We start from the raw sequence: 20,212 nt of genomic DNA on the forward strand, positions 1-20,212 counted from the left end.
AGCGCCGCCACCATGACCGACACCCCCCTCAAGCTGTTCAACAGCCTGACCCGCCAGCTGGAGGAGTTCCAGCCCGTCCACACCGGCGTTGTTGGTGATCCGGCTCAACCGCCGGAGGCGCGGGTCTATTCCTGCGGGCCGACGGTCTACAACTACCAGCACATCGGCAACATGCGCGCTTACGTGTTTGCGGACACGCTGGGGCGGACGTTGCAGTGGAAGGGCTACAAGCTCACCCACGTCATCAACATCACCGATGTCGGCCACCTCACTTCCGACGCCGACGAGGGCGAGGACAAGATGGAGAAGATGGCCGCGCGCGAGGGCAAGAGCGCGTGGGATATCGCGAAATTCTACCAGGAGGATTTCGAGCGCGATCTGGCCCGGCTCAACGTGCAGCCCAAGCAACACCCGCGCGCGACCGAATATGTCGCGGCGATGATCGAGTGGGGCAAGCGGATCGCGCCCGAGCATTGCTATGAACTCGACAGCGGGCTCTATTTCGATGTCTCGACCGTGGCCGACTATGGCCGGCTGGCGCGTGCCGTCACAGAGGACGGCGAAGGCCGGATCGAGAGCGTCGAAGGCAAGCGCAACGCCGCCGATTTCGCTATCTGGCGCAAGACCCCGCCGGGCGAGACGCGGCAGATGGAATGGGATTCGCCTTGGGGCAAGGGCGCGCCGGGCTGGCATCTCGAATGCTCCGTGATGGGCGAGGCGCTATTGGGCTTTCCCTTCGACATCCACACCGGCGGGATCGACCACCGCGAGATCCACCACCCGAACGAGATCGCGCAGAACCAGGCCTATTGCTGCAACGCCAAGGACTCTGGGGGCCTCGACGACGCGCGCAATTCCGGCGCGACAATCTGGATGCACAACAACTTCCTGGTCGAACGGTCGGGGAAGATGTCCAAGTCCTCGGGCGAGTTTCTGCGGTTGCAACTGCTGGTCGACAAGGGTTTCCACCCGCTCGCCTACCGCATGATGTGCCTGCAGGCGCATTACCGTAGCGAGCTGGAGTTCAGCTGGGAGGGGCTGGAAGCGGCGCTTGTGCGGCTGAAGCGGATGGTGATGGCGGTCGAGCGGCTGGCCGATGCGGCGGCCGGCGGCACCACTGATCATCCCAAGTTTGCGCCCGCGCTGGCCAAGTTCGACGAGGCGATGGCCGACGATCTCAATACTGCCGTCGCCGTCACCGCGCTCGAAGATGCGCTGGCGACCAAGAAGGTCGATGACGGCATCAAGCGAGCTGTGATCGAGCGGATGGATGCCGTGCTCGGCCTAAACCTTTTCGGGCTTACCCGCGCCGACCTGCGCATCCGACCCAAGGAGGCGCAGATCACCGAAGCCGAGATCGAAGCCGCGCTGGCCGAGCGCAAGGAGGCCCGCGCCGCCAAGGACTTCGCCCGCTCCGACGCGCTGCGCGACGAACTCGCGGCCAAGGGCGTCGAAGTGATGGACGGCGACCCGCTCGGCTGGGAGTGGAAGCTCTCTTGAAGCTCTGGCGGCTCACCCGCGCGCCTTACCTGGCGCTCGACGGGTCGGGACCGGAGAAGCATGGCGCGCGGTGGGTCTCGGCGGGGCGGCCGGTGGTGAACTTCGCTTCCGAGTCCGGCCTCGCGGTGCTGGTGGTGCTGCGCTACCTGCCGCGCGACCTTGCCGGCATCGACGACGACTACCTGCTCGGCTGGACCGAGATCGATGCTGTCCCCGAACGCCTGCCCTTTGCCCACGACCAGGCGGAGAAGCGCCGCATCGGCGACGACTGGCTCGCCTCGGGCCGCTCGCTGCTGGCGGCGGTGCAATCCGCCGTCCTGCCCGAAGCCGACGTTGTGATGATGAACCCGGCGCATCCCGATGCGGCGCGGGTTCCGTCGCTGGTGTCGCGCCCGTTCGACTTTCGAACCACGCTGAGCCTGCCGCCCGGCGCCTAGCGCGCCCGCAGCAGCCAGCAGTTGATCGAGAAGCGCGCGTCCTCCCACGCGTCGCCGGGCACGCGGATCGGCTCGACCTCGTGACGCGCGAAGGAGGGGAAGGCGACCAGGCGGTTGTGCCGCGGCGCGATCCGCGCTTCGCCTGCGTTGCCGACGAACGGTTTCAGTACCAGATCGCCGCCGGTGAACGCGGCGCGCGGGCGGTGCAGGTAGCAGACCAGGCTGATGATACGGTCGCCAGGCTGGGTCTCGCGGTTCTCGGCCGTCATGGTGTCGATGTGTTCGCGAAAGAAGCCGCCGTCGCGGTGCGCGGCCATCTCCACGTCCCACGCCATAATGGGGAAGGGGGCGAGGCCGAGCGCGGCGCACAGCGGTTCGAAATGCGCTTCGACCGCGGCGATGAAGCGGCTGCCAGCGGGTCCGAGGTGGGACGTCGAGCAAGCCTGGCGGTGTTCCGCCGATACAAGGTAGGATCCGCGGTCCGTTACCACGGCCGGTTCGAACAGCCCCTGCCCGCCCAGCGCATGATCAAGCAGCTGCTGTGCCACCGCCTGCTCGAGGAAATCGTCGATCACCGCGTGGCGCGGCAGGCCGGCTGCGTTCATCGCCGGTTGCCCGCAAGCCCGTTCGCGCTAGGACAGGCCCGCCGAAGATAATGCCAGAGGTGCCGCATGCCCGTTGCCGTCCTGTCCGCTCTCGTCCGTCCCTTGGTCGAACCGCATCTGCCGCCCGGCATTGAAGCGAAGTTCTTCACCTCTGTCGAGGAATTGCTGGCGTTCGCTCCCGAGGCCGAGATCGGCTGGTTCGATCTCGACGACAAGGCGACGATGGTCGAGGCCGTCACGAGGGCGGAGAAGCTCAGGTGGTTCAGCTCGATCTACGCCGGGCTCGACTTCCTGCCGCAGCAACTGATGCTGGAACGGGGGGTTACGGTCACCAACGGCGTCGGCATCAACGCCATCACCATCGCCGAATATGTCGTGATGGGGATGCTGGTCCACGCCAAGGGCTACCGCGAAGTGGTCCGCGCGCAGGACCGGCACGAATGGCTGGCGGATTCGCCGGGCAAGATCGAACTGGCCGGATCGAAAGCGCTGCTGCTCGGCTACGGGGCGATCGGACAACTGATCAAGCCGCGGCTGGAGGCCTTCGATGTCGCGGTGACGGTGGTCCGGCGCTCCGCCAAAGGAAACGGAGACGAAGGCGTGCTGACGCCCGACCAGTGGCGCAGCAAGCTGGGCGAGTTCGACTGGGTCATCCTCGCCGTGCCCGCCACGCCGGAAACCAGCGGCATGATCGGTGCCGCGGAACTGGCGGCGATGAAATCGAGCGCCGTGCTGGTCAATATCGCGCGCGGCGAGGTCGTCGACCAGTCCGCGCTGGTGGCCGCGCTCGAGGCCAAGGCCATCGGCGGGGCGTTCCTCGACGTTACGACGCCCGAACCGCTCCCCGCCGACGATCCGCTATGGTCGCTGGGCAACGCCCATGTCACCATGCATTTGTCCGGCCGGGCGCAGACGAAGATGTTCCAGCGCTCGGCGGAAAGGTTCGTGGCGAACTGCCACCGCTATGTCGCGGGCGAGCCGGTCGAGCCGCGGTTCGACCTGACTTTGGGCTATTGAGCGCCCGCGACGGCAGCGGAAGGTCACACTAAGTTCACACCTTAACCCAACAATCATCACGCTGCTGCGCCTAGGCATCCTCCAGCAGCAACAGCTCGCACTCCACCACCATGCGCGGTGTGGGGAGCAGGGTGTTTTCCACCCCGCATACTGTCGCATCGGCGACTAGCTGGCGCGGGATGGCAAACTCATGTTCGGGCAGGGCGGCGACCAGGTCCTCCCCTGCCTCGACAGCCGCTTCGCCTTCGAAGGCGATCCGCAACCGATGCCGCGTCCCGGCAAAGGTGATGCTGGCCCAGGCGGTTTCGGCATGGAGCAGGAACTCGCCATGTCCTCCGGCCAAGGCCAGCATTGCGCCGCGCAGACGTTCCCCCGTGGAGCGACGCGCGGGTCGCGGGGCGGGCGAAAGAGCGATCGGATCAGCCCGCATGACGCATCTCCCCGTAGCTGCGCATAAAGCCGTCGACGCGCCGTTCCATATCGGTGCGCGGCATCCGGCCGTTACGAAGGTCGAGCACGAAACGCGGGTCATGCGTCGCCAGCCGGCCGAATTTCGTGGCCGGCATATCGTGTTCGCGCAGGAATTTTTCGATCCGTCTGATGAGCATTTGACCCTTTGAACCTCCAAGCCGATTCGCCGTCCGTTCCATGATTCGTGCGTGGCCAAATCCTACTTGTCTAGGAAAAATCTTTCGTCTATGTAGGAAGAATGACGGACAGTAGCGATACGGCACGGGACCCCGTTGGCGTGGATGTGCGCGAGCGATTGCTGGCGCTTTCGGACAATTCGGGCATCAGCCTGTCCCGGCTTTCTGCCTTGATCGGGCGGAATTCCAGCTATCTGCAGCAATTCATTCGCAAGGGCAGTCCGCGCAAGCTGGAAGAGGGCGACCGCCGCACGCTGGCCGGATTCTTCGGGATCAGCGAGTCCGAGCTCGGCGCTTCCGAGGAAAAATCCTACAATACCGCCCGGTCCGTGCGGGGCGAGGACTTCGTCGCCGTCCCGCGCCTTGCCATCGCAGTCTCGGCGGGGCCCGGCCAGTTCGCGGGCGGGGAGACGCCGTTCGACAATTTCGGTTTCTCGGGCCGCTGGCTGCGCGACAACGGGCTCGACCCGAAGATGCTCAGTGCAGTGACGGTGGAGGGCGATTCGATGGAGCCGCTATTGCGCCATGGCGACGAAGTCCTGATCGACCGCACCCCCGGCCCCTGGCGCGACGGCATCCACGTGGTCCGCGTGGGCGATGCGCTCAGCGTCAAGCGCCTCGCACGGGCAGGCCAGGACCGGGTCAGCCTGCTGAGCCAGAACCTGTCCTATCCGCCGCTCGAACTGCCGTTGGACGAGGTCGACGTGATCGGCCGGGTGGTGTGGAAGAGCGGGCGGGTGTGACCCTTGCGCTTCGCGGCCAGCCGAGCCACATCCCCGGCATGACCGAAACCACCACCCAGCCGCCGATGAAGGCGGGGATCATTCCCGTCACGCCCCTCCAGCAGAACTGCTCGCTGATATGGTGCACCAAGACCAACAAGGCGGCGCTGATCGATCCGGGCGGCGATCTCGACCGGCTCAAGCTGGGGCTGGAGAAGACCGGGGTCGAGCTCGAAAAGATCCTCATCACCCACGGCCATATCGACCATTGCGGCGAGGCAGGCGTGCTGGCGAAGGAGCTGGGCGTGCCGATCGAGGGTCCGCACGAGGCCGACCGGTTCTGGATCAGCCGGCTGGACGAGGATGGCGCGAAATACGGCATCCGGGGTGAGGTGTTCGAACCCGATCGCTGGCTCGAGGATGGCGACAAGGTCACGGTTGGCGAGTTGGAACTCGACGTCATCCACTGCCCCGGCCACACCCCCGGCCATGTGGTCTTCTACCACGCGCCGAGCCGCTTTGCCGTGGTCGGCGATGTGCTGTTCCAGGGCAGCATTGGCCGCACTGATTTCCCGATGGGCAACCATCAGGACCTGATCGACGCGATCACCCAGAAGCTGTGGCCGCTGGGCAATGACGTGACCTTCATTCCCGGCCACGGCCCGACGAGCACCTTCGGCCAGGAACGCAAGACCAACCAGTTCGTCAGCGATTATATGCTGGGATAATTCCTCCCCATTCTGGGGAGGACTACATCACCCCCAGCACGATCAGCACCGCTACTACGGCGAGGCCGAGCTGGGTGAGCATCGTGATCAGCGTGCCCACCATGCGCCCCTTGCCGAAAGCGCCGCCGTCCATGCCAAGGCCATGGGCCACGCGACCGAGCATGTAGATCGCCGCGACCCAGGCCAGCCAGGGCTCGCCGCGCCCGGCCAGTTCGATGGCGGCGATCAGCACCAGCACGAAGACGGTGTTCTCGACGAAATTGAGCTGCGCGCGCATCCGCGCGGTGAGCGGGCCGCCGGCATCGTCGCCGATCGAGACCTTCAGCTTGCCGCGCAACTGCCCGACGCGGATGCCGAGCCAGATATTGATGATCGCGGCCGCGGCTGCGGCGCACAGGGTGACAGGCAGGACGGCGGTGACGCTTAGCATGACGGAACTCTCCCTTTCCGCTTCGGTTTCGGTTCGCTACCCCTTGCCGCGACCCTTCGCAATCGCGCGACGCGAAAGGTCCGGTGATGGCTTGCAAGTCGGCAGGATTCGGCTATAGGGCGCGTCTTCCCGTCAGGGTCGGCCCTCCGGTACCGGCGCACTTGTGCGCTGCGGTGGCTTCGCCTAGTGCGGCTTTGACTTAGACAATTTGAACGAATTCAAGGAACAGGTGCCGCCATGGCTGTCCCTAAGAGAAAAGTATCGCCGCATCGCCGTGGCAACCGCCGTTCGCACGATTCGCTGAAGGTCGAAGCCTTCCACGAATGCAGCAACTGCGGCGAACTCAAGCGTCCGCACAACCTGTGCGGTCACTGCGGCTTCTACAACGGCCGCGAAGTCCTCGCCCCGAGCCTTTAATCCACTTTAGCTGGAGAGCGCCATGAGCCTGCCGCGTATCGCCATCGATGCGATGGGCGGTGATGAAGGCGTGCGCGTGATGATCGACGGTGCGGCCGAGGCCCGCCGTCGGCACGACCGGTTCAAGTTCCTGCTGGTCGGCGACCAGGAGCGCATCGAGCGCGGCCTGGCGACGCATCCCAACTTGCGGGCGGCCTCCGAAATCCTCCATTGCGACGATGTCGTGGGCGGCGACGAGATCCCGACGCAGGCGCTGCGCCGGGCCAAGACCACCAGCATGGGCCTCGCGGTAAACGCGGTGAAGGTCGGCGATGCGGGTGCCGCGGTCAGCGCCGGGAACACCGGCGCGCTGATGGCGATGAGCAAGCTGGCGCTACGCACCATGCCCGGGATCGACCGGCCCGCGCTCGCCGGGATCATGCCGACACTGGGCGACAACGACGTCATCATGCTCGACCTCGGCGCCAATACCGAGGCGGACGCGCGCAACCTCGTCCAGTTCGCGATCATGGGCGCGGCCTATTCGCGCATCCTGACCGGGCGCGAGAAGCCGCGCGTGCGGCTGCTCAACATCGGCACGGAAGAGATCAAAGGCTTCGACCGCCTGCGCGAAGCCGCCGCGCAGCTGCAGGAGGCCACCGGTCTCGACATGCAGTTCGACGGCTTCATCGAATCGGACAAGATCAACCGCGGCGAGGTCGATGTCGTCATTACCGACGGCTTTTCCGGCAATATCGCGTTGAAGGCGATCGAGGGAACGGCGCGTTTCGTCACCGACCTGCTGCGCCGCGCCTTCACCAGTTCGGTCCGGTCGAAATTCGGTTTCCTCGTCTCGCGTCCGGCGACCGAGCTGCTGCGCCATCATCTTGATCCCAACAACCACAACGGCGCGGTCTTCCTCGGCCTCAACGGCGTGGTAGTGAAGAGCCACGGCAGTGCGAACGCCTCCGGTGTCGCCAATGCCGTCGCCGTCGCGGCGCGGCTGCTGGAGGACAATTTGACCAAGCGCATCGCCTCCGACCTCGCCGAACTTGGCGACCGAATGTGGCATGCGACCGGCAACGGCAGCACGACCGGAGACGCGGGCAAGTGATCCGCTCCGTCATCCGTGGCAGCGGTTCCGCCCTGCCGCGGCGGGTCGTCACCAATGCCGAACTGGCGGCGCAGGTCGATACCAGCGACGAATGGATCGTCGAGCGGACCGGCATCCGCCAGCGCTATATCGCCGGCGAGGGCGAGACGACCTCGACGCTCGCCATCGATGCGGCCCGCGAGGCACTCGATGCTGCCGGAATCGACGGCAGGGATATCGGTCTGATCGTGCTCGCCACGGCCACGCCCGACAACACCTTCCCCGCGACCGCCACGAAGGTGCAGCACGCGCTCGGCGCGCATGGCTGCATCGCGTTCGACGTGCAGGCGGTGTGTTCGGGCTTCCTCTATGCGTTGACGACCGCCGATGCGCTGCTACGTACCGGCGCGGCGAAGACGGCGCTGGTGATCGGGGCGGAAACCTTCAGCCGCATCCTCGACTGGGACGACCGCACCACCTGCGTGCTGTTCGGCGACGGAGCCGGGGCAGTGGTGCTGGAAGCTGTCGAGGGTACTGCTGACGGCCCGGGGATCATTGCTACCCGGCTGCATGCCGACGGGGCGCAGCACGATCTGCTCTATGTCGATGGCGGGCCGTCGACCACGCAGACGGTCGGCCATCTCAGGATGAAGGGCCGCGAGGTGTTTCGCCACGCGGTGGTCAACCTCGCCGATGTGCTCAACGAGGTGCTGGACGAGGCGGGTGTGACGGCCGACAACATCGACTGGGTCGTGCCCCACCAGGCAAATGCCCGTATCCTCGATGCGACGGCTCGCAAGCTGGGCTTGCCGATGGAAAAGGTGGTGGTGACGGTCGATCGCCATGCCAACACCTCGGCGGCTTCGGTGCCGCTGGCGTTCGACACGGCGGTGCGCGACGGGCGCATCCAACCCGGCGATCTGGTAATGTTCGAAGCCATGGGAGGCGGATTTACCTGGGGTGCGTGCCTCGCGCGGATGTAAATCAGGCCCAGGTCGGATGGCGGCAGTGCGGGCTAAATCAGTGCCCGCAAAGGATTTCTTTCGTTCATGCGTTGCGGAATCGGGTGGGCTTCTGTAGTTTCCCAGCATTACGAATGCCTGGGTCGCGCCACGAAAGGGATCGATAGGGAGACAAGCACATGTCGCGATCGGTGGGAACGCTGACAAGGGCAGATCTGGCGGAAGCCATCAACAGGAAAATGGGGTTCAGCCGGGCGGAATCGCTCGACATGGTCGAATCCATCCTGGGCCATATGACCGACGCCCTCAAACGCGGGGAAAACGTCAAGATTTCGGGCTTCGGCAGCTTCGTGCTGCGCGACAAGAAGGAACGCATCGGCCGCAACCCGAAGACGGGTGTCGAAGTGCCGATAACTCCGCGCCGGGTCATGACTTTCCGCGCCAGCCAGCTATTACGGGAACGTATCGCCAAAGGAGGCTGACCGTGACCGCATTCGACGATGGCAAGGAAGACGGCGCGCTGCGCACCATCGGCGAACTGGGGCAGGCCCTCGGCCTCAAGGCCCATGTCCTGCGGTACTGGGAAGACCAGTTCCCCATGCTGCAGCCGCTGAAGCGCAGCGGCGGCCGGCGCTATTACCGGCCCGAAGACGTTGCGCTGGTCGAGACGATCGACCGGCTGGTAAATCGTGAAGGCTACACGCTGAAAGGGGCGCGGCAGGCGATCGCGGAAGGCAAGACGGCCAGCGGCGCCACGGTCCAGCCGGCGCCAGCGCCAAGCGCGACCGCACCTGAGACTGGCCCTGTCGGCACGGCGCCTGCGGCATCGGCTGCTCCTGAAATCATCACGGAACTCAACGATATCCGGGCGCGGCTCGCCGCGGCGGTCGGCGCCTGACGCGCCTGCCGCTTATTCCGCCGCCATCAGTTCGGCTTCCTGCAGGTCCACGCTGACGAGGCGGCTGATGCCGCGTTCGACCATGGTGACGCCGAACAGCCGGTGCATGCGGCTCATGGTCACGGCGTTGTGCGTGACGATGAGGTAGCGGGTGTCGGTTTCCTGCACCATCGAATCGAGCAGGTCGCAGAAGCGGTCGATATTGGCATCGTCCAATGGCGCATCGACTTCGTCGAGCACGCAGATCGGCGCCGGGTTGGTCAGGAACAGGGCGAAGATCAGCGCGGTGGCGGTCAGCGCCTGTTCGCCGCCCGACAGCAGGGTGAGCGATTGCAGCCTCTTGCCCGGTGGCTGGGCGTAGATTTCGAGGCCAGCCTCCAATGGATCGTCGCTGTCGATCAGCGCCAGATGGGCATGGCCGCCCTGGAACAGCTTGGCGAAGAGCACCTGGAAGTGTTCGTTGACCTGTTCGAAGGCGACCCGCAGCCGCTCGCGCCCTTCGCGGTTCAAGTTGCCGATACTGCCGCGCAGGCGGTGAACGGCCTCGACCAGTTCGGCCTGTTCGGCGGCGCTGGCGCCGTGCTCCTGCTCGATCCGCGCCAGTTCGTCGGCGGCGACCAGGTTGACCGGGCCGATCCGCTCGCGGCTGGCGACCAGCCGGTCCATTTCCTCGGCCTCGGCTTCCTTGGACTGGACCCGCTCGGCCTCGAAGGCGAATTTCTCCGCCAGCAGCGGCGGCGGACACTGGAAGCGCTCGCCCGAAATGCGCGCCATTTCGGCGCGGCGCGATTCCTCGTTCTCGGCCCGCGCGACCAGGGTAGCGCGGGTTTCGCGGGTGGTGGCCAGGCGCTCGGTCGTATCAGTCAGTTCGCGGTCGGCGGAATTGGCGAGGCCTTGCGCTTCCTCGACCGCGGCATTGGCGGCGGCCAGTTCCTCGCCCAGCCGGTTGCGGACAATATCGCCCTGCTCGATCTCGCGCATCAGCCCTTCGGGCTTGGCGGCGGTCACGGCGCGTTCGGCCTCGATCTCGTCGAAACGCGCTTCCATCCCTGCCAGCCGCTGCGCTGCCTCCCCTGAACGGACCTGCCAGCTCGACCGTTCGGCCCGCTGCGAGGCTGTGCGTTCGCGCGCGACGGCAAGGCCCTGGTCGTGCGCGGCGAGTTCGGCGGTGGAGGCCTGCATGGCGGAACGGGCGGCATCGTTCTTGGCCTGTGCTGCTTCGAGCTGGGCACGACCGGCGGCCGGGTCGGGCAGGGCAGCGCGCTTGTCCTGTGCGGCGGCAAGCTCGGCCTCGGCCTGTTTGCGCTGATCGGCAAGGTCGGCTTCGCTTTCCTTGACTTCTTCCAGCCGCGCCGCGACGCGTTCGCGCGCCGCCTCGGCCTGGTCGAGCGCGCGGAGCGCCTGCCGCTCGCGCTCGGCGGCTTCGCCGACACCGCGTTCGGCCGCAACCAGAGCGCGCTGGAGTTCGGTCAACTCGTCCTGCGCCCTGGCCTGCGCCGCCTGCGCGTCTTCGCGGGCAGCCCGCTTGGCCGGGAGCGCTGCCTCCAGTTCGGCCAGCCGGTTTGCCGCTTCGAGCCGCGCCGCTTCCGCCGCTCCTTGCCCTCGCGCCACCAGCCCGTCCCAGCGGCGCAGCGCGCCGCCCTTGGTCACCAGCCATTCGCCCGGATTGAGCACCCGGCCGTCGTCGCTATCCACGACATGGACCAGCGCCAGCCGCGCGGCGAGCTGCGGCGGGCAGTCGAGCACATGCGCGGCGAGGCTATCGGATACCTGCTTCGGTGCCTCGCGGCCGGTCCAGAAGCTGCCCTCGGGATCGCCTTGCGGCCTGCCCAGCGGGGCCTTGCCGTCGCGCCCCAGCACTGCGGCAACTGCGCGTTCGTATCCTGGTGCGGCGCGGATCCTGTCGAGGGCGGCGGGCAGTCCCTGTCGCCCCGCGGCCTGCTTCTCGCGCGCCTGCCGGTCACGGTCGAGCGCGGCAAATTCGCGCTCCAGACCCGCAAGTTCGGCCTGAGCGGCGGAGAGAGCATCGGCGGCGGCGTCGCGCGCCTGTTGCAGCGCTTCCTTGCGGCTCCGCTGCGCCTCCAGCTCGTCGCGAAGGCGCGCGAGTTCGCGGGTAGCAGCCTCTGCCGCAGCCTTGGCCTGCTCGACCGCAACCTCCGGATCGCCGCCTTCGGCCAGCGCCGCCCGCGTCTGCGCTTGTCGCTCGGCATCGCGGTCGAGCCGGGCCAGCCGCGCCTCGGCCTGTTCGATCGCGGCACCCGCGACGCGCCATTCGGCCTCGACCCCGGCGTGGTCGGCAGTCGCCTTGGCCAGCGCCAGTTCGGCACCGCGGCTGGCGCGTTCCGAGTCTTCCAGCCTGGCGGCGAGGGCGGGGCGGCGTGCCTCGTCCTCGGCCAGCAAGGCTTCGCCCGCCAGCAGGTCTTGCTCCAGCCGCTTGAGAGCATCGGCGGCGTCGCGGGTCATCCGGTCAGCTTCGACCCGGTCTTCCTCCAGCCGCGCCTTTTGCCGGTCGAGATCGGCGAGCCGCTGTTCGGCGGCGTCCAGCTGGCTGGTCAGCGCCGCCATGCGGTGTCCGTGCGCACTGGCATCGTCGCGCCGGTCGGCCTGTTCCTCGCGGGCTTCGGCGAGCTTTTCGGCGGCTTCGCGCTGCGCCTTCTGCGCCGCTTCCACCGCCGCCTGCGCGGCCGCCACGCGTTCGTCCGAAGCCTTGGCCTCGGCCTGCGCCGCTTCCGCCGCCGCCGCCGCATCGCGCCAGCGGGCGAACACCAGCCGCGCTTCGGCAAGCGAGATCTCGTCGGTCAGCTTGGTGTAGCGTTCGGCCTGCTTTGCCTGCCGCCGCAGCGAAGAAATCTGGCTGTCGAGCCCGGCCATCAGGTCTTCGAGCCGTTCGAGGTTCTTCTCGGTCGAGCGCAGCTTGCTCTCGGCATCGCGCTTGCGCACGTGCAGGCCCGCGATACCGGCGGCTTCTTCCAGCATCATCCGCCGTTCGACCGGCTTGGCGGAGATGACCTGCGCGATCTTGCCCTGGCTCACCAGCGCCGGGCTGTGCGCCCCGGTGGCGGCATCGGCGAAGGTGAGCGCCACGTCCTTGGCGCGGACATCGCGACCGTTGACGCGGTAGGCGCTGCCTGCGCCGCGCTCGATCCGGCGGGTGACTTCCAGCTCCTCGCCGTCGCTGTCGGTTCCCTGGAGGACGACCTCTGCGAAATCGCGCTGTGGGCGGGTTTCGGTGCCGGCGAAGATGACATCGTCCATCTCGCCCGAGCGCATCGACTTGGCCGAGGTTTCCCCCATGACCCAGCGGATCGCTTCGAGCAGATTGGACTTGCCGCATCCGTTGGGGCCGACAACGCCGGTCAGCCCCGGCTCGATCCGCAGTTCGGCAGGCTCAACGAAGCTTTTGAAACCGCTAAGCTTGAGCCGCCGGATCTGCATCTGGTCGCCTTACCGGGCCCCGGCGCGCTGGAGGATGGGTTCCAGCTTGGCCCAGCTGTTTTCTTCCACCTTGCGGCCGTTCACGAAGAAGGTCGGCGTACCGGTGACGTCGAATTCCTGGCTCTGCTTGTCGGACCGGTCGGCAATCGCCTTGACCGCATCGACATCGGCAAGGCAGGTCTTGGCCTGGTCGCGGCTGAGCCCGCGGGCGGCGAAGAAGTCGAGCAGGCCGGCAGCCTCGGCCGCAGCGGCGAAACGCTGGCTTTCGGGCAGCGCCATGGCCTGTTCGAGCCCGGCCTGGTTCTGCTGCGCGCCGCCCAGCACGGTTTCGAGGTTCATCCACACCTGTTCCGACAGCGGCACCATGGCTTCCGGTCCGCTGCAGCGGACGAGCCGCGCGAGGATCAGGTCGATGCCGTTGTGGACCTGGTTGCGCACCTCGAAACTGACCTTGCCGGTATCGATGTATTTTTCGCGTAGCTGTTCGAAGCCGGTCTGGGTGAAGTTGGCGCAGGCGCCGCAGGTGAGCGAGCCGTATTCGACCAGCTTGATCGGCGCGTCCGGATTGCCGATCTGGTAACCGTCGTACTGCGTCACCGTGGTGACTTCCGACCACTGCTTGCCGGCCGGGGGCGCGACAGCGGCGACGGGTTCGCCTTCCAGCGAAGCCTCGGTCCCGGCGTCGGAGCCGCAAGCCGCAAGCGCGAGGGCAAGCGGCGCAGCCAAGGTTGCGATCAGAGAGCGGCGCAGGATCGTCATGGTAGCAGGGTCCTTTGTCGAATGGGGGAGGCTAGACGCGAGAATCGCGGGGTGGAAAGGGCGGGGGCGGCAAACAGGATTAGTATCCACAGGGCTTCCCACAGGCGCGCATCACTGCGGGCCGTAGAGTGGCGAGGGGACACCCGCCAGCACCGGAGCCAGCGAGGACCAGTCGTGCACCTTTGGCAGGGTCTTGCCGTCGAGCGCGAAGCTGGGCGTGCTGTTGATCCCGTATTTCGCCATGTCGGCGGTGGAGGTGGCGGATAGCTTCGCTGCGAACCGGTCGTCGGCCATGCAGGCATCGAGATCGCCGCGGCTGATCCCGCGCGGCTCCAGCAACTGGTAGATGTCGAGATCCCACATGATGGCGCGCCGCTTGGCCGGGCCCGGACCGGTAAACCACCGCGTCTGCTGTTGTGCCGTCGGCTTTTGCGCCTTGGGCAGCCACTGCGGCTGCGACCACATGATCGCGGTGTGGTTGCCCTTGAACTTGTCCTTCCCGCCGCACCACGCCGCCATGGTCATGGCGATATCGATTTCGTTGCGCTGGATGTAGCGGACCTCGAACCTGACCTTGCCCGGCGCGACATAGCCCAGCTTCACCACCTCTTCGCCCGTGCGCGAGAAATTGGCACAGGCCGGGCAGGTGTAGCTGACGAATTCGGTCAGCAGCCGCGGCGCGGCCGGATCGCCGATCACGTGCGAGGCCTCGCCGCGTTCGACGGTATTGACCCAGTTCTGCGTCTGGGCCGACAAGGCCACCCCGGCGAAGATCGCCAGCCCGGCACCGGTCGCGCGAAGCGCAAGCTGCCGCAGTGTCATTGCTCTCGTTCCTCCTGTTGCCCCAGGCTGCGCGCCAGCCCTTCGAGCACGGCGCGCATTTCCGGGTCGCCGATATCGCGCAGGGATTCGCCCAGTTCCATCGGGATGGGTTTCAGCGACGGCGGCGCCACCGGGCGGCTATCAGCATCGTTCGCCTTAACCGCGCCTTGCCGCAGCTTCACCCGCGCCACCGCATTATAGCCGAAGAACCGGTTAACCCGCTCGACGATTTCAGGGATGACGTGCTGGATGATCGGGGCATGGGCCGGCAGTACGACCAGTTGCAGGATGCCGTCGGCCTTTTCGCCGGGGGGGAAGCGGATCGCCTCGGGCGCGCACACCTTGGCGTGCCGCTCGCCGACGATTTCCGGCCAGCGGGTAACCACCGAGCTTTGCACGAAGCCGAACCGGCGGAAAGCCGTGCGCCCGATCTGCGGCATCAGGTCGCCCACGGCCTTGGCCATGCCGCCGCGCGGACGCGTATATTCTCGGCCTACCGCCTTGCTGCCCGAGGCCTTCGGGGCATTGGTCTTCTTGCCACGTTCCATCGCGGATGCGCCCATGCCATAGGCGGCGCGTGACTGCCAGCGACAACGCCATCGAGCCGACTATCTCCGGCGCGCTCCTGCGCTGGTACGACCGCCATGCGCGCGATTTGCCGTGGCGGGCGGGGCCGGGCGAGCCTGCGCCCGACCCCTACCGCGTCTGGCTGAGCGAGATCATGCTGCAGCAGACGACGGTTGCGGCGGTGAAGCCCTATTTCGACAGGTTCACCGCGACCTGGCCCACCGTCGAGGCGCTTGCCAACGCGCCAGAGGGGGACGTCATGGCGGCCTGGGCGGGGCTGGGGTATTATTCGCGGGCACGCAACCTGCTGAAGGCCGCGCGGGCCGTGGCCGAGCGCGGCGGCTTTCCCGACAGCGAGGCCGGACTGCGCCTGCTTCCAGGGGTGGGCGACTATACCGCCGCGGCCATCGCCGCGATCGCCTTCGGTCGGCGGGCGGTGGTGGTCGATGCCAATGTCGAGCGGGTCGTGTCGCGCTTGTTCGCGATCGACACGCCGCTGCCGCAGGGGCGCAGGGCGATCCGCGCCGCCACCGATTCGATCACGCCGGAAGAGCGCGCGGGCGATTTCGCGCAGGCGATGATGGACCTTGGCTCGCAGGTCTGCACCGTGCGCCAGCCGCAATGCCTGTTGTGCCCGCTCGCCGCGCATTGCACGGCGCGCACGATCGAGCCCGAACGCTTTCCCGTAAAGCCGGCGAAGAAGGCCAAGCCGCTGCGGCAGGGGCGCGCCTTCTGGATCGAGCGCGAGCGCCATGTCTGGCTGGTCCGCCGCGAAGGCACCGGCATGCTGGGCGGGATGCGCGCGCTGCCCGATGACGGGTGGAGTGCGAAGAGCGACGGCGACGGCGCGGCGCCGGTCGAGGGCGAGCGCAAATCGCACGGCATCGTGCGGCACGGCTTCACCCATTTCGAGCTGGAACTCGAAGTCCTCGCTGTCACCGGTCCCTCGGCAAAACCGCCCGGCGAGGGCGAGTGGTGGCCGCTCGAACGGATCGAAGAGGCCGGCCTGCCGACCCTGTTTGCCAAGGCGGCAAGGTGCGTGCTGGCGGGCTAGACGATCCCGCCGCCGATGCTGAGGCGCACGACGGCAATCAGCCCGACGATCAGGCAGAAATTGCGCCCGCCGTTGCTCGACGACAGCGCGCCCAGCACTACGCCGATCACGATCAGCGGCAGGGCCAGCCAGTTGGCCCAGCCCAGCAGGGGAATGGTGGCCGGGATCACGATCACGAGCGAGACGAGGCCGACGATATACGCAAGGATGTTGAGCATGTGTGTTATATGTGTAGCACGGTCGCCCATTGCAAGCCCGCGTTCAGGCGCAAACCCCGATTGACGCGATTTCGCGCTTCGCCCAAGGAAGCGCAAACAGTTTCGATCGAGGACTTTCCCCCATGGCCTATCGCGATTTTGCCGCCGACCAGCTTTCCCGCCGCGCGCTGCTGCGGGGCGGGGCGTATCTTTCCGCCGCCGGGGCGCTAGCGCAGGTGCCGTTCAGCCGCGCGCTGGCGAGCAACGCGGCGATGTGGCCGTCCGTCACTGCCACGGTCGAGGATTATGTCGCCAAGGGCAAGGTCGCCAACATGATCGCGACCTTCGGCTGGGGGCAGCAGGCGCCGACGGTGATCGCCCGCGGCACGCTCGAACTCGACGGTGCGGCGAAAGCCGACATGGACAGCCTCTATCGCATCTATTCGATGACCAAGCCCGTCACCGGCATCGCCGCAATGATGCTGATCGACGACGGCAAGCTTGGTCTCGACCAGCCTATCGCGGAAATCCTGCCGGCCTTTGCCGACATGAAGGTGCAGAAGATTTACGACGGCGCCATTACCGAGGACAATCTGGAGCCCGCCGTGCGGCCGATCACGGTGCGTCACCTGCTCACCCACACGGCTGGCCTAGGCTATACGATCATCCAGAAGGGCCCGATCAAGACCGCGATGGAAGACGCCGGGATCATCGCCGGACAGGTCAGCCGTATCCCGATCCCCGGTCTCAGCCGCGGCAAGCCGGTGCGCAGTCTCGAAGCCTTTGCCGACGGTCTCGCCAAATTGCCGCTGGTGCGCCAGCCCGGCACGCGCTGGGGTTATTCGGTGGGGCTCGACCTCCTGGGCCGGGTTATCGAAGTCGCCGAGGGCAAGCCTTTCGCCGATGTGCTGAAGGACCGCATCTTCGACCCCTGTGGCATGGACAGCACCTGGTTCTCGGTCCCGCAGAGCGAGATCGGCCGCTTCACCACCAATTACGGCATCCTCGGCGGCATCCCGCTGCCGATGGACCCTGCCGCCAGCTCGATCTATCTCGACGAACCGCCGTTCGCCATGGGCGGGGCCGGCCTCGTCTCCAGCCCGCGCGATTACGACCGCTTCCTCGCCATGCTGCTCGGCTACGGCATGATCGACGGCAAGCGGGTGATGAGCGAGGCTGCGGTTCGCGTGGCGACCGGAAACCTGCTTCCCGCAACCGCAACTGTCGAGGGTACCTGGATGGCCGGGCAAGGCTTCGGTGCCGGCGGCCGCGTGATGGACGACGCCTTCGGCTGGGGCGGGGCGGCGGGCACCGCGGCCTTCGTCAAGTTCGGCAATGGGGGCCTGCGCGCGCAATTGTTCACCCAGTACATGCCGAGCGAGGCCTACACGATCCAGAACAAGTTCCCCGAACTGGTGGCGGCCGATCTTGCCGCCATGGCGGGCCAGTAGGCTTGGCCCCGCCGGTAGCTTTCGGCGGCTCGCCGCTCGACCGGGCGGACCATGTCCGTGCCGATCCGGATCGGCTGGCGGGATACATGAACTGGAAGGCGCGGCTGCTGGCGCTCGATGCGCTGATGCCCTCGCTCGACGATTACGGACGGCTCGCCTGGGGCAGCCTGGCCGATGCGGCGGAGGATGCCGAGCTGGTGTTCCTCGGCCTCGACCGGTCCGACGGCGGGGAGCGTGCGTGCTTTGCCGCCGTGCCTCCGCAGGGCGATGCCAGCCCGCGCATGGCCAATCCGCAGCTTTGGGCGCTGATGGCGAGCCTCGAGCCGGGCGACCTCGCGCTCTATGGCGGGGCGCGCAGCCTGGTCGACTGGCACGCGCGGCACCGCTTCTGCGCGCAATGCGGCAACGGCACGAAGCCCGCCAAGGGCGGCTGGCAACGGAGCTGTGACGCCTGCGGCGCGCAGCATTTCCCGCGCACCGATCCGGTCACGATCATGCTGGCCGAACACGATGGCCGCCTGATGCTGGGGCGCGGCAAGGGCTGGCCCGAGGGACGCTTCTCGGCGCTGGCCGGCTTCGTCGAGCCGGGCGAGACGATCGAGGAAGCCGTTGCCCGCGAGGTGTTCGAGGAAGCGGGCGTCCGCGTCCGCGACGTGACCTATATCGCCAGCCAGCCCTGGCCTTTCCCCAGCCAGCTGATGATCGGCTGCCACAGCCACGCGCTCAGCGACGCGCTCGAGATCGACACGACCGAAATGGCCGAGGTGCGCTTCTTCACCCGCGAGGAAGTGGCGGCTTCCATGGCGGGCGACGGCCCCTTCGTCACGCCGCCGCGCCATGCGATTGCCCATACGCTGATAGAATGGTGGCTCGCCCAATGACGCAAACCGCACCCCGCACCTTGCAGATCGATATCTGGTCCGACGTGATGTGCCCCTGGTGCGCGATCGGCTACGGCCAGCTCCGGAAAGCGCTGGGCCAGCTCGAGGGCGAGATCGATGCGCAGATCCGCTGGCACGCCTTCGAACTCAACCCCGACATGCCCGAGGCGGGCGAGGATCAGGCGGCGCATATCCAGCGCAAATACGGCCGCACGCCCGAAGAAGGCGCGGCGGTGCGCGGGCAGATGCGGAGCATCGCCGAAGGGGCCGGTGTCTCGCTCGATTACCAGGGAGAAGGAGAGGCACCGCCCGCGATGATGTGGAACACCTTCGCCGCGCACTGCCTGCTGACCTGGGCGCTCGATACCGCCGGTGCGGAGAAGCAGACCGAGCTCAAGCTCGCGCTGTTCCGCGCGCATTTCAACGAGCGCCGCAATATCGGCGCGCGGGACGTGCTGCTCGATGTGGCCGAGAGCGTCGGCCTCGAGCGCGCCGGGGCGCTCGAGGCCCTGACCGACCCCGACATCGCCGCCCGCGTCCGCGCCGAGGAACGGCAGGCATGGGACATGAACATCACCGGCGTCCCCGCCATGGTGATCGAAGGCAAGTTCCTCATCCCCGGCGCGCAGATGCCCGAGGCCTATGTCACTGCGCTCAGGCGGGTGGCGGAGAAGGTGGCCGCGGGCTGAGCGGGGAGGTCAGATAGCGACCCCATTGCGGTCATTCGGGAGTGCCGGTATTTTCAGGAAATGCGCACTGTCATCATACTCGCGCCGCTGTTGATGCTGATTGGCTGCGACCTGACCGGTGAAGTCAGTCGAGATCCGGTCGCCGCTGTCACGTCGCCTGATGGTGCAACTCGTGCAGTTTTGTTCGAGACAAACGGTGGCGCAACTACGTCGTATGGCTACGAAATTGAACTCGAGCCTGCGTCGCAAGACGGTGAGGTGGCCGCTGCCGGTCAGCTTCTTGGAGCCGCTCGGAGCCAATGTAGCTGGGGCGTCAATCTCCGCTGGCTGTCCCCAACGGAGTTGGCCATCGATTTCAAAGAGGCTGAGCGAACAGAAATACCGAAGAGGGTTGAGGTTGGCGCGAAATCTGTGACGATTACAGAGCGTTCCGGTATTTCTGATAAGGCCGCGCCTTGCGGAGGCATGCTCGCAAACCTTGGCTAGTCGCAAAGTCTGCTTTCCACCCAAAATCTGACCTATACCCCAACTCAGATCAGCCCCAGCTTCTCCAGCTTGCCCGCCAGCCGGCCTGGGATCGCGTCGCCGATGTCCTCGCCCTCGGCCAGGTCGCGGGGGACGTCGCCCTTGAGGTAGCGCCAGCCCTGGTGGGCGCGCTTGGGGCGGGGGGCGACGCGGATCAGGCGCGGTTCGAGGTCGATCGACCAGCGGCCGTCCTTCGTCTCGCTGAAACCGAGGATGGTGCTGCGCGCGACGATGCTGTGCTGGTGGATCCAGAACAGCGAGCCGCCGATGCATTCCTGCCAGCGCGTCGGGCGGTAGCGGGTGGTGAGATGCGGGCTGCGCCGCTGCGCATACCAGCTCTCGATATCCCCGTAGCTTTGCGCGCCGAAGGCGATCTTGGTCAGGTGCAGCGGCATGG

25 protein-coding genes are annotated in these 20,212 nt (G+C 67.0%); 15 read left to right on the top strand and 10 right to left on the bottom strand.

Translation table 11 applies throughout. The features are described from left to right. The first annotated feature begins 12 nt into the window (after positions 1-12). Together cysS and WAB17_RS09610 are read left to right on the top strand one after the other, a co-directional pair. A complete protein-coding gene (cysS, locus tag WAB17_RS09605) occupies positions 13-1,500 on the top strand; it encodes a cysteine--tRNA ligase (protein ID WP_435417138.1) in 1,488 nt (495 codons plus the stop codon). Beyond that, entirely contained in the window at positions 1,497-1,937 is a 441-nt protein-coding gene (locus tag WAB17_RS09610; RefSeq protein ID WP_435417139.1) for an RES family NAD+ phosphorylase, read from the top strand. The genes cysS and WAB17_RS09610 overlap by 4 nt, the downstream gene beginning before the upstream one ends. Here the strand turns inward: WAB17_RS09610 and WAB17_RS09615 are convergent. Continuing rightward, positions 1,934-2,542: a 2OG-Fe(II) oxygenase gene (locus WAB17_RS09615; RefSeq protein ID WP_435417140.1), complete on the bottom strand. Its 609-nt coding sequence runs from the start codon at positions 2,540-2,542 to the stop codon at positions 1,934-1,936. The two genes, WAB17_RS09610 and WAB17_RS09615, sit on opposite strands and share 4 nt — an antisense overlap. 66 nt (positions 2,543-2,608) lie before the next feature. On the opposite strand from WAB17_RS09615, the gene WAB17_RS09620 reads away from it, so the two are divergent. Continuing rightward, the gene (locus tag WAB17_RS09620) at positions 2,609-3,559 is read left to right on the top strand and encodes a D-2-hydroxyacid dehydrogenase (RefSeq protein ID WP_435417141.1); all 951 of its coding nucleotides are present in this window, start codon (positions 2,609-2,611) and stop codon (positions 3,557-3,559) included. Positions 3,560-3,629: 70 nt separating this feature from the next. On the opposite strand, the gene WAB17_RS09625 is transcribed toward WAB17_RS09620, so the two are convergent. Both WAB17_RS09625 and WAB17_RS09630 read right to left on the bottom strand, forming a co-directional pair. Beyond that, a complete protein-coding gene (locus WAB17_RS09625; protein ID WP_435417142.1) occupies positions 3,630-3,989 on the bottom strand; it encodes a hypothetical protein in 360 nt (119 codons plus the stop codon). Then, a complete protein-coding gene (locus WAB17_RS09630) occupies positions 3,979-4,167 on the bottom strand; it encodes a hypothetical protein (RefSeq protein WP_435419367.1) in 189 nt (62 codons plus the stop codon). Before WAB17_RS09630 ends, WAB17_RS09625 begins: the two co-directional genes overlap by 11 nt. Before the next feature lie 101 nt (positions 4,168-4,268). On the opposite strand from WAB17_RS09630, the gene WAB17_RS09635 reads away from it, so the two are divergent. After that, the gene (locus WAB17_RS09635; RefSeq protein ID WP_435417143.1) at positions 4,269-4,949 is read left to right on the top strand and encodes a S24 family peptidase; all 681 of its coding nucleotides are present in this window, start codon (positions 4,269-4,271) and stop codon (positions 4,947-4,949) included. 38 nt (positions 4,950-4,987) lie between these two features. Then, positions 4,988-5,656: an MBL fold metallo-hydrolase gene (locus WAB17_RS09640; protein WP_435417144.1), complete on the top strand. Its 669-nt coding sequence runs from the start codon at positions 4,988-4,990 to the stop codon at positions 5,654-5,656. Between the two features lie 22 nt (positions 5,657-5,678). On the opposite strand, the gene WAB17_RS09645 is transcribed toward WAB17_RS09640, so the two are convergent. Further along, a complete protein-coding gene (locus WAB17_RS09645; protein ID WP_435417145.1) occupies positions 5,679-6,086 on the bottom strand; it encodes an MAPEG family protein in 408 nt (135 codons plus the stop codon). Positions 6,087-6,323: 237 nt separating this feature from the next. On the opposite strand from WAB17_RS09645, the gene rpmF reads away from it, so the two are divergent. The 5 genes from rpmF (at position 6,324) to WAB17_RS09670 (ending at position 9,435) form a co-directional block, all read left to right on the top strand. Further along, entirely contained in the window at positions 6,324-6,503 is a 180-nt protein-coding gene (gene rpmF / locus WAB17_RS09650; protein ID WP_234092927.1) for a 50S ribosomal protein L32, read from the top strand. A 22-nt stretch (positions 6,504-6,525) separates the two neighbouring features. Then, a complete protein-coding gene (plsX, locus tag WAB17_RS09655; protein WP_435417146.1) occupies positions 6,526-7,596 on the top strand; it encodes a phosphate acyltransferase PlsX in 1,071 nt (356 codons plus the stop codon). After that, positions 7,593-8,558, top strand: coding sequence for a beta-ketoacyl-ACP synthase III (locus WAB17_RS09660; RefSeq protein WP_435417147.1), 966 nt, complete (start codon positions 7,593-7,595; stop codon positions 8,556-8,558). Before plsX ends, WAB17_RS09660 begins: the two co-directional genes overlap by 4 nt. Before the next feature lie 158 nt (positions 8,559-8,716). Next, complete coding sequence (locus WAB17_RS09665) at positions 8,717-9,019, top strand: integration host factor subunit alpha (RefSeq protein ID WP_435417148.1); 303 nt, start codon at positions 8,717-8,719, stop codon at positions 9,017-9,019. 2 nt (positions 9,020-9,021) lie between these two features. Further along, entirely contained in the window at positions 9,022-9,435 is a 414-nt protein-coding gene (locus tag WAB17_RS09670) for a MerR family transcriptional regulator (RefSeq protein WP_435417149.1), read from the top strand. Between the two features lie 12 nt (positions 9,436-9,447). On the opposite strand, the gene smc is transcribed toward WAB17_RS09670, so the two are convergent. The 4 genes from smc to WAB17_RS09690 form a co-directional block, all read right to left on the bottom strand. Beyond that, on the bottom strand, positions 9,448-12,870 hold the full coding sequence (gene smc, locus WAB17_RS09675) for a chromosome segregation protein SMC (protein WP_435417150.1): 3,423 nt from the start codon (positions 12,868-12,870) through the stop codon (positions 9,448-9,450). 9 nt (positions 12,871-12,879) lie between these two features. Continuing rightward, a complete protein-coding gene (locus tag WAB17_RS09680) occupies positions 12,880-13,629 on the bottom strand; it encodes a thioredoxin domain-containing protein (protein WP_435417151.1) in 750 nt (249 codons plus the stop codon). Between the two features lie 111 nt (positions 13,630-13,740). After that, positions 13,741-14,451 (bottom strand): DsbA family protein, encoded by a 711-nt coding sequence (locus WAB17_RS09685; protein ID WP_435417152.1) that lies wholly within the window; start codon positions 14,449-14,451, stop codon positions 13,741-13,743. After that, positions 14,448-15,014: a DUF721 domain-containing protein gene (locus WAB17_RS09690; protein WP_435417153.1), complete on the bottom strand. Its 567-nt coding sequence runs from the start codon at positions 15,012-15,014 to the stop codon at positions 14,448-14,450. Before WAB17_RS09690 ends, WAB17_RS09685 begins: the two co-directional genes overlap by 4 nt. On the opposite strand from WAB17_RS09690, the gene WAB17_RS09695 reads away from it, so the two are divergent. After that, positions 15,005-16,072 carry an A/G-specific adenine glycosylase gene (locus WAB17_RS09695; RefSeq protein ID WP_435417154.1) on the top strand — a complete coding sequence of 356 codons (1,068 nt, stop codon included), beginning with the start codon at positions 15,005-15,007 and terminating at the stop codon, positions 16,070-16,072. The genes WAB17_RS09690 and WAB17_RS09695 overlap by 10 nt on opposite strands. On the opposite strand, the gene WAB17_RS09700 is transcribed toward WAB17_RS09695, so the two are convergent. After that, a complete protein-coding gene (locus WAB17_RS09700; protein ID WP_435417155.1) occupies positions 16,069-16,290 on the bottom strand; it encodes a hypothetical protein in 222 nt (73 codons plus the stop codon). The two genes, WAB17_RS09695 and WAB17_RS09700, sit on opposite strands and share 4 nt — an antisense overlap. Positions 16,291-16,412: 122 nt before the next feature. Here WAB17_RS09700 and WAB17_RS09705 point away from each other — a divergent pair, with 122 nt between their 5' ends. From WAB17_RS09705 to WAB17_RS09720, 4 genes are all read left to right on the top strand, one after another. Continuing rightward, the gene (locus WAB17_RS09705; protein WP_435417156.1) at positions 16,413-17,720 is read left to right on the top strand and encodes a serine hydrolase domain-containing protein; all 1,308 of its coding nucleotides are present in this window, start codon (positions 16,413-16,415) and stop codon (positions 17,718-17,720) included. 86 nt (positions 17,721-17,806) lie between these two features. Continuing rightward, complete coding sequence (nudC, locus tag WAB17_RS09710) at positions 17,807-18,601, top strand: NAD(+) diphosphatase (RefSeq protein ID WP_435419368.1); 795 nt, start codon at positions 17,807-17,809, stop codon at positions 18,599-18,601. Next, positions 18,598-19,290, top strand: a complete 693-nt coding sequence (locus WAB17_RS09715; RefSeq protein WP_435417157.1) for a DsbA family oxidoreductase — start codon at positions 18,598-18,600, stop codon at positions 19,288-19,290. Before nudC ends, WAB17_RS09715 begins: the two co-directional genes overlap by 4 nt. Before the next feature lie 60 nt (positions 19,291-19,350). Next, positions 19,351-19,776 (top strand): hypothetical protein, encoded by a 426-nt coding sequence (locus WAB17_RS09720; protein ID WP_435417158.1) that lies wholly within the window; start codon positions 19,351-19,353, stop codon positions 19,774-19,776. A 44-nt stretch (positions 19,777-19,820) separates the two neighbouring features. Here the strand turns inward: WAB17_RS09720 and WAB17_RS09725 are convergent, their stop codons facing one another. After that, a complete protein-coding gene (locus WAB17_RS09725) occupies positions 19,821-20,210 on the bottom strand; it encodes a DUF1489 family protein (RefSeq protein WP_435417159.1) in 390 nt (129 codons plus the stop codon). Positions 20,211-20,212: the final 2 nt, after the last annotated feature.

Source organism: Parerythrobacter aurantius, from assembly GCF_045291475.1.
Lineage (GTDB): Bacteria > Pseudomonadota > Alphaproteobacteria > Sphingomonadales > Sphingomonadaceae > Parerythrobacter > Parerythrobacter aurantius.